The following is an 8674-nucleotide window of genomic DNA, read 5'->3' as shown; positions in this document are numbered from 1 at the left end:
TTGTGGGGTAAGGGGATATTGTAGGCAGAAGTGGGTGCTTCAAGTTCAAATTATCTGCAAATTCAGTAATGAGAGGACGTGTAAACGCAATAAGAACCTTCAAGGGCTTAGTTGCGGATTTGAGGTTAAATAAATATGCTGAGAGTTTAAGTTTATTTTCCATTTTCTATGTTATAATATTAGAAAAAAGGGAATGCTATTGTCGGAGTAAAACTCACGCTCCTGAGTTAGCATCCCCTAATACTCATTTTGTAACTGTCTTAGTGACAATTACCGAATGAACAGTTACCATAGTAACCCCATTCAGCTCCTCCGTATAATTCGTCGGCCTGCTCTTCGTTCAAAATAATGCAATCTTGATCGATTTCTTTCAACATGGACTCATTAAGGAGCTTTTTTAAATTAATTTCTGCCATAAGGCTAAAAGTATTTAATAACGTCTACTCTTTTAAAGATTTTCGACATCCTCTTTATCTGTACGTGAATTTTTATTTATCTACTACTTCGTTGTTGGCACAATGCCTGCATCAGTATCAGAGTTATGAATACGTTTGTTCACCTCAGAGCCATGCTTTCCAAAGTTCAGGTTGAAATGAAAGTCTATGCCGAAAACTTTACATAGATTTCTCGACCATACCATTTGATTGTAAGGAGCAAGGTGGGAAAGATTTTCTACTGACATTTCATAACGTGAACTGAAGATGTTCTGCAACTGGAGTTCTACACCCCATTTTTCCCTATTGTACCCAAAGACTATACTATGTGATTTCTCATCTTTGTTAAGTGTCTCCCCCCACAGTCTATGAAAACTTGTCTCAAGATTGGCGCCTACATACCAATTCTTGTACATTCCCATTAAGTTGGCACGCAAGCCCCAGTTAGTATGTGTATGCGTATAAGTATTGCCATTGCTGATATAGCGATTAACAAATGGGGTTAATTGAATGGATATATAATCCTTCCAAGGTTGTACTTTTAGGTTTATTTGAGAGTTCAGACGATGGAAGCCTCTTTGATTGGCATAACTCCTAATATAGAACCCATTCGAATAGGTCGTTTCTTCCATATATGGCTTGTCGTCATAGCTGTAACGGGTAAACCATTCTGCACTAATATACTTTGTTCCTACGCTAATTGACAGTTCATTAGAGAAAAATCTGACCGCCTGTAGATTAGGATTTCCACGGCGTATTTGGTAAATGTCTATGTGCTGTTCAACATCGCTTAATTCGGCAAGTGAGGGTGCGTACCCTCCCATGTAGGCTTTGTAGCGTATTGACAGATAATTGTTGAAACGGTATCCCAGCTGAATAGTCGGGCGAAATATATATTTTACCTGTTTTGCATTTTCTTGGCTGGCATAAGTTCTCATAACACCAACACCTACCATATAATCCAACTTTCCTAACGTTGAAGCCCATTCTCCAAAAGCATAACTCTCAGCTGTATTCATCTTTACGCTTGAGGATGTGTTTCCATCATATGCGTTTTTTGTGTACATCTGCTGATGTCGCAGACCGAATGACAACCGCGAATCCTTGATTTTCTGCTCGTAAATAACTTCAGCTATAGCCGAATATTTATTACCATCAACATGGGAAGTTATTTCCTGCACAGCATTCCCCAGAGATTGGCGATATAAACGGTCGTTTTTAGTATTGATATATGTTCCTATCAGGTCAAAGAAAAGATGCTTATCCTTGGAAAACTCATGCTGATAATAAATATCTAACGATGGATTGTTACTCCTTGACTTGGTGCGGTCCTTGATATCGAATGTGTTGCTATCCTGAATAAGTTTGGAATTTCTATCAGATACCGCATGAGGCGTATTGTTATATAAATCACGAAAAGTAACACTCAATATGTTTCCGCTATTTATGTAATCGTATCCTATGGATAGATTGATGTTATCATATTGTGCCTTTGTCTTTTGCCCTATCTCATAGTTGTTGATACTGGGGGGCGTTGCATGGAAAGCCTCCATGTTTTCACGTAACCAGTTTACATCACGTCGATTCCAGTTTACAGACGCCTTGAAGCTTGACTTACCTACATGATAATTCCCCGATAACTGATAATCTCCTATACCTAAGGGATTGATAGTGTTCATAAACTCTCCAGAGATACTTCCTCCATTCTTCTTTTCCTTTAAGATAATATCAATTACGGCAGCTACATTTCCATATCGTAAACCAGGGTTATCATGATATTCTATTTTCAACACATCTGCCGGCAAGAGAGCCTTCACCTCCTGTATCTCTGCCTTTACACCATTAATACGCAACTCTACTGCATCCCCCATTGTGGTAGTCACCTTACTGTCGAGAGTATTTACTGAAATGCGTGATAGCTGAAGATGCTGCAACAAACTTAAGCCATTGCTTGATGTTTTTTGCTGAAGCAGATTAGGGATAATAATTTGTCGGTCAACTTTTTGTATTACGTTGTTGGCTGTCACGGTCACGTCATTAAGTTGCTTACTCTCTGGCTCCAACACTATTGTGCCCACCGATAAATGCTTAGAAATGTTTTGGCATTTAATTTCCTGTGTAGAATACCCTACAAAGGATATCCTTATTCTATAGTTCTCTCCCTCATGCGTATTCAGCTCAAAGCCTCCATTAATATCAGTTACCACTCCACTAATCATCTTATTTTCGCTTTCACGAAACAACGAAACCGTTGCAGCTGGTAATGGTTGCTTGTTTTCATCTACTACCGTTCCCGTAGTTTGTGCAGCAAGAATACCATAGCAGCCAGACATGAGCAACGTGAGAATTTTCTTTTTCATAAACATTATATTATTTATTATATGTATTGTCTTATTATCATTTTGGAGTCAACATCATGATATGCCGACAACTTTTCTTGTCTTTCGATGTTGCAAATGTATTGGTTTCTCCAAATCTTTTCACTACACAAAAGTGTAATTCTAAGTTTGTTGTCTGAAATATTACACAAAAGTGTAATCATGCTGCCTTGCAAAGTTCACCATATTTGGAAAAGAACCCCATAATACCTCTTTTACTGGAGCATACTGGAACGGTCTCAGATGTCAGGTAGTCAATGGATTTTCCGATTTGACGTGTACCAAATCCCAACACCTTCATTACTTTCAATAGTTTGCTGTCAATCTCTGCAATCATATAGCTGTACTTGTCCTCAACTATCGGCTTTACTGCTAATGCCATCAATCGCTTGAACAATGTCAATGTTGATATTCCCGAATCCTTTGCAACGGCAAAGCGTCCGATATGCCAAAAACTATATTTACTTTCCTGGTGAATAGCATTTAGTGGGTTTATCCCATATATTTTTTCAATAGGAAGAGTCTTGTGTTTATCCCAATGAAAACTCCTGATGCAGCCAATCATTTTCCCCAAATAGTCCCTTGCAATATAGATGCGAGATTTGTTATCATACAGATATTCCTCTTCTTCAAGCACAGATTTGATATCTTTGTTTATCTCTTCCTCTGTAAATGAAGATAAGTGATGGGAGTAATTTTCCTTGACCACAAACTGTGCTATTTCCAACAGACTCGTTTTGTCTGCCATGAATACTTGAGTTCGGGATAAGTTTAGTATGAAAAAAGTTCCAAGTGCCTTGATTTTTCCACATACACTGGCAGTGCCTCTGGCTTGTTCTCAAAGAAGCAGTATGCTGTAAGGGCAGAACACAAGTTCATGATAAAGTTGTGTATCGAGCGGTGTCTTGAGTGAACAAGGTTGGCTTTGTTCTTGAGTAGTTCGTTAATGCACTCGATAATGTATCTTTTCCTCAGCATAATCTTGTCCCACATAGGCATCAGTTTGTTCTTCATCTTAGCCTTGAGCCCATGAACGAGTTGGATACCTTGACTGAACAGACTATCAAAGAGTTCCTGCTTGATGTACCCTCTATCAGCAAAGATCTTCCCAAATAAGACCTTTGCAAATACCGTCCATACCCTGCTATCTCTGTCATCCACATTTGCTCCTGTAAGACAGAACGTTATCACTTCACCAGAATCATTGCATAGCAGGTGCAGCTTGAATCCATGACACCAGCCCATGGTACCCTTTCCGTCCTTGGCGAGGCCGGCAAAGACTTTGTTGTAATATCGTCGTACATTGTGACATACGGGTATCATTGTGCTGTCAACGAATGTTATACCCGTACACTTGCCGAAGGCATAGAGCTTCATGAACAGCATCATCTTAAAGAACACTCTTGGCATGAGTTCAACGAAGCGGTTATAGGAAACCGCGTCGGGAAAATCCTGACGCATCACCCCTTTGACCCAATTCAAATAATACTCCTTGAAATTGCGATATGCGCCGAAATGATAGCATACCAAAATGGTCATAATCTCACTTTCCGAGAGTCTGCCCTTGCGGTTTCGGTAGCGTTTGCCGTCACTGTTATGGGACGGTAGACGCAGGTTTTTCGCTAATTCGGCACTCAAATTCTTATCAAACTCGTCGATTATACAGAAAATTTCAGTAACTTTGTCCTTGGTAATCATCGTTCAAAAATCTTGTAATCTATTGATTTTCACCTATAAAGATACGAATTTTTGACGAGATTACCAACTTTTTCAAGCCTTTTCTTATCCCGAACTCGCGTATGAATATAGCGTAATCCTTAAATGTTGCAATCTGTTTTTCCATAATGCTTTTTGTTTCTTGATTTATATGGCAAAAATACTTCTTATCCAAATATCACCTATTACACTTTTGTGTAATTTGGCTTCTCTCTCTTTGTTTTTTACACTTTTGTGTAATCTCTTTGCGGTATTTCGCATTAAAAATGTACTTTTGTAGTGAAATATATCAGAGAGCTTTAGCACGTTTAGCATATATGACAGACATAAAAGATTTCTTTATAGCATCGAACACCGTGCGTAATGCACCAGATTACGATTCAAATGTATTGTCAACATTGATTCATACAGTAGAGTCCTTTGCACGTGTAACCTATCAGAGCATTTATCTGATAGACTATTATAAGCAGGAGTTTCTTTATGTATCAGATAATCCTTTGTTCCTTTGTGGTCATACGGCAAAGGAGGTGAAGGAATTGGGGTATAGTTTTTATTTGAAATATGTACCAGAAGACGAGCAAAAAATGCTTGTTGAGTTGAACAGAAGTGGTTTTAAGTTCTTTGATACGTTCGACAATGTTGATAAATACCAATGTTCCATGTCATATCATTTTCATCTGAAGAGTGGAACAAAAAGTAAGTTGATTAATCACCAGCTTACTCCCATTCTATTGACAGATGAAGGCAAGATATGGATAGGAATGTGTGTCGTATCACTATCTTCACATAAAACAGTGGGACATGTAGAGTTTCACAAGAAAGGACTCCACAATTATTGGAAATATTCTTTCGAAGGGCATCGATGGAAGGAGTGTGAAGGAATATCTTTAAAAGAAGAAGAACTTGAAGTGCTACGGTTGTCGGCAGCAGGGCTTACCATGACGGAAATTGCGGACAGAATGTGCCGCTCGTTAGATTCTATCAAAACCTACAAACGCCACGCCTTTGACAAATTAGGCGTGGCGAATATCACCGAAGCTATTTCAAGAGCTACCTTAAACAAACTCTTCTGAAAATAACAACTTAAGGCAAAAGTGAAGAGAGATAGAATTTAGGAAAATAGTTCACAGGTTTTCCTGTAGCAAGATTGTACATTGCCGTTGTACACAAGCCTGCTGCAATCCATGATGCTATGGACAGTTGTGGAGGTGGTAGCATTTCGCTTTCTTTTTTATATTGGGTTACAATTTTGTCTAACCACTCTTTTGGTTGATTCCAAAAAGCCCCGTGTCCGGTAACATATTCAGCCACTTTCAACTCAAACCCTTTAGGCTCTTCCGTCAGTTCTGACAAGGAGTGCCCCAATGGGTCTACAATCGTAACAAAGCCAGCCCAACCAAAGTTGTATGGGTGCAGTACTGGGATTTTTCTTTCTTTGCATATTTCATCAAAGACGAATGGAGTTTTATCCTTAAAGTCCAATGCATTGATGGCTACATCATGCTCATTCAGCATCTCTTCGATGTTATCAGAAGTCAAAAACTCTGTATGGAAATCTATCTGTGCATCAGGATTGATGCTTAGCAAACGCTCAGCCAAACATTTCGCCTTGTATCTGCCAATGTCATTCTCTGTATAGTTCTGCCTATTAAGGTTGCTTTCCTCCACCTTGTCTCCATCAACAATAGTGATATGTTCGAAACCAAATCTTAAAGCGCATTCAGCGATAATGCTGCCAATACCAGCACCACCAAGGAATATCTTATAATCCTTGATGATGCTTTGTTCTCTTTCGCTCACATAGAGCCTGTTTCTGCTGTATCTTTCTTCCATAATAAAATAATGATTTTAGGCAAAAGTAGATGTAATAAAGCATATATGCATTACACAAAAGTGTAATAATCAATCACATTGTTGATTATTTTAGATTTTATAACATATTCAGAAGATAACATGTTTGCTACTCCTTATAGTTATCCTCCAACAACCTTTCCAAATCCGAAGCCTTATAGAGTATCTTTCCTGCGAACTGTGTATAGGGTATAATCTTCCTATTCCGATAATCCTGTAAGGTGCGTGGACTGATATACAACCGCTCGCATACCTCTTTACCTGTGAGGAAATGTTCTCCACCAAACAGTGGCTTGTGTGTCTGTGCTACTTCCTTAATTCTCTTGCTTACTCCGCTGATAGCGGACAGCACCACCTGCATATCGTCCACCTCCATGTTCAAATCTCTTACCTGTTCCATATTCTTCATGTTTATTTGTTGAATTTATTTTTCTCCGCTTTCGATTTCTTTATTTTGGTTTGGAGCAACCTCTCCACGTCCTCACGCTTGTAATAGCACTTATGCCCGATTTGCGAGAAAGGCAGCACACCCGTGTCCCGATAGTGCTGCAAGGTACGCTTGCTGATATTAAGCAACTTGCACACATCACCATTGTGCAGCCAATCGGTGTGTCTGCTCTGTTCTCCGAATGCCTTGTGGCAGGTCTCGGCAAGACTGAGTATCTCCTTCCTTAGCTTTGCCCAATTTGAATCCGTAATGATAAAATATCCCATAGTTTTATTATTGTTTTGTTTGTATTTCTGTCTTATTGGTTTAATAAAACCTTTGTCCGTCTTGCGTTTCACCGCATATTTCTGCCTGCAAAAGTAGAGAGTGTTTGCCATACTTCAAAGCACGAGGGAACAGTAGGGAAATAGAGGGAAAAACATGGAAATGGCAAAAGGATTGTCGCTCTCTTTCTTTGTCTCTTTAACTCCATTTTATCATATCCTTTTAGCCGACGCAATACGATTCGTATTGTAGCAAACTAGCACCTGCCTTTCTTGCATCCTTTACACACTTGTCCTCTTGTTTGGGGCTTAAATCCTTGTTTCCCGACAGTTTCCTGTCAGAAATCCGTGAGAAATTCATAGCCAATGTACGCAACATTATGCAAGCACTCCCTGAATGCTTGGAACTTTCCAGTTCTCTTCATAACTTCACTCTCGGAAACCAAACTAAGCATATAATGAAGAAGAATGCAGATAAAGGCAATTCAGTGGGTGAAAATAATACGTCCAAGCAAAGGAAGACTTCCTCCAAAAATGGTGAGATAGAAACCTATCTCTCCTCTCGCTATGAGTTCAGATACAACACGGTATTGGGATGAACCGAATACCGCAGAATGAATAGCAGCGATTTCACAAAGGTGGGTCGCTATGAAATTAACACGCTCCGCAGGGAACTTGACAACGATGTGGGGATTATTACATCTTCTGACAACCTCTATTCCATTATAGAAAGTAGCTTCTCTCCACGTGTCAATCCCATACAGGAGTATTTCAAAAGGTTGCCATCGGTGGATATAAGCAGTAATCCTTCCTTTTCACTGAAAGCTATTCCCCACTTGGCAAGTTGCGTGGTCGTGCGCAACTCTGACAAGTGGCTGCCGTACCTCACCAAGTGGCTCGTGGCAGTGGTCGCCAACGCAATGGACGACCGTGAGTGCCGTAACCACACCTGCCTTGTGTTGACAGGTGAGCAGGGCAAGTTCAAAACTACATTCTTGGATTTGCTCTGCCCACCTGCATTGCATGGCTATAGCTACACTGGCAAGATATATCCGCAGGAGAAGGACACGCTCACCTATATAGGGCAAAACCTCATCATAAACATCGACGATCAACTCAAAGCCCTCAACAAACGGGATGAGAACGAGCTGAGAAACCTCATTACCTGTCCGATGGTCAAGTACCGTATGCCGTATGACAAGTATGTAGAGGAGCATCCCCACTTGGCAAGCTTCGTGGCATCGGTGAACGGCAATGACTTTCTTACAGACCCTACAGGCAGCAGACGCTTCCTGCCCTTTGAAGTGCTTTCCATAGATATTGAGAGAGCAAAAGCTATCTCGATGGGCAATGTCTATGCGGAAGCCAAAGCCCTGTTAAAGTCAGGCTTTCGTTATTGGTTTGACGATGATGAGATAGCCGAGCTATATAGGGAGAGTGAAGACTTTCAAGTACAGACTGCAGAGATGGAGCTTTTGTTGCGTTGTTTTGAAAAGCCAACGGAGGATGAAAGATATTCGTTAATGACCACTACGGAGATACTTACCTATCTGGGTATTTATACCCACCAGCCACTTGTTGCCA

General features: G+C 40.1%; 8 protein-coding genes and 1 pseudogene. 2 read left to right on the top strand and 7 right to left on the bottom strand.

Going from position 1 to position 8674, the window contains the following annotated elements; genetic code table 11:
* Nucleotides 1-260: 260 nt before the first annotated feature.
* The 4 genes from F0475_RS11635 to F0475_RS11620 form a co-directional block, all read right to left on the bottom strand.
* Nucleotides 261-416, bottom strand: coding sequence for a hypothetical protein (locus F0475_RS11635; RefSeq protein WP_155716763.1), 156 nt, complete (start codon nt 414-416; stop codon nt 261-263).
* A gap of 83 nt (nt 417-499) precedes the next feature.
* Nucleotides 500-2794 carry a TonB-dependent receptor gene (locus tag F0475_RS11630; RefSeq protein WP_234423009.1) on the bottom strand — a complete coding sequence of 765 codons (2295 nt, stop codon included), beginning with the start codon at nt 2792-2794 and terminating at the stop codon, nt 500-502.
* A gap of 178 nt (nt 2795-2972) precedes the next feature.
* Entirely contained in the window at nt 2973-3560 is a 588-nt protein-coding gene (locus tag F0475_RS11625) for a hypothetical protein (RefSeq protein WP_155716761.1), read from the bottom strand.
* Nucleotides 3561-3583: 23 nt separating this feature from the next.
* Nucleotides 3584-4510, bottom strand: a complete 927-nt coding sequence (locus F0475_RS11620; RefSeq protein WP_155716760.1) for an IS982 family transposase — start codon at nt 4508-4510, stop codon at nt 3584-3586.
* Between the two features lie 335 nt (nt 4511-4845).
* Here F0475_RS11620 and F0475_RS11615 point away from each other — a divergent pair, with 335 nt between their 5' ends.
* The gene (locus tag F0475_RS11615) at nt 4846-5601 is read left to right on the top strand and encodes a helix-turn-helix domain-containing protein (RefSeq protein WP_155716759.1); all 756 of its coding nucleotides are present in this window, start codon (nt 4846-4848) and stop codon (nt 5599-5601) included.
* 10 nt (nt 5602-5611) lie between these two features.
* Here the strand turns inward: F0475_RS11615 and F0475_RS11610 are convergent, their stop codons facing one another.
* The 3 genes from F0475_RS11610 to F0475_RS11600 all read right to left on the bottom strand — a co-directional run bounded on the left by F0475_RS11610 (nt 5612) and on the right by F0475_RS11600 (nt 7093).
* Entirely contained in the window at nt 5612-6361 is a 750-nt protein-coding gene (locus tag F0475_RS11610) for a ThiF family adenylyltransferase (protein WP_155716758.1), read from the bottom strand.
* Between the two features lie 127 nt (nt 6362-6488).
* The gene (locus F0475_RS11605) at nt 6489-6779 is read right to left on the bottom strand and encodes a helix-turn-helix domain-containing protein (protein WP_155716757.1); all 291 of its coding nucleotides are present in this window, start codon (nt 6777-6779) and stop codon (nt 6489-6491) included.
* Nucleotides 6780-6790: 11 nt separating this feature from the next.
* Nucleotides 6791-7093 carry a helix-turn-helix domain-containing protein gene (locus F0475_RS11600; protein WP_155716756.1) on the bottom strand — a complete coding sequence of 101 codons (303 nt, stop codon included), beginning with the start codon at nt 7091-7093 and terminating at the stop codon, nt 6791-6793.
* 377 nt (nt 7094-7470) lie between these two features.
* Between F0475_RS11600 and F0475_RS11595 the strand changes: the two are divergent.
* A pseudogene (locus tag F0475_RS11595) lies at nt 7471-8674 on the top strand (VapE domain-containing protein); the annotation flags it as partial.

Source organism: Prevotella vespertina (assembly GCF_009728485.1).
Lineage (GTDB): Bacteria > Bacteroidota > Bacteroidia > Bacteroidales > Bacteroidaceae > Prevotella > Prevotella vespertina.
Note: the sequence above shows the minus strand (reverse complement) of the source record. Positions and strands in the feature narration are given on the sequence as shown.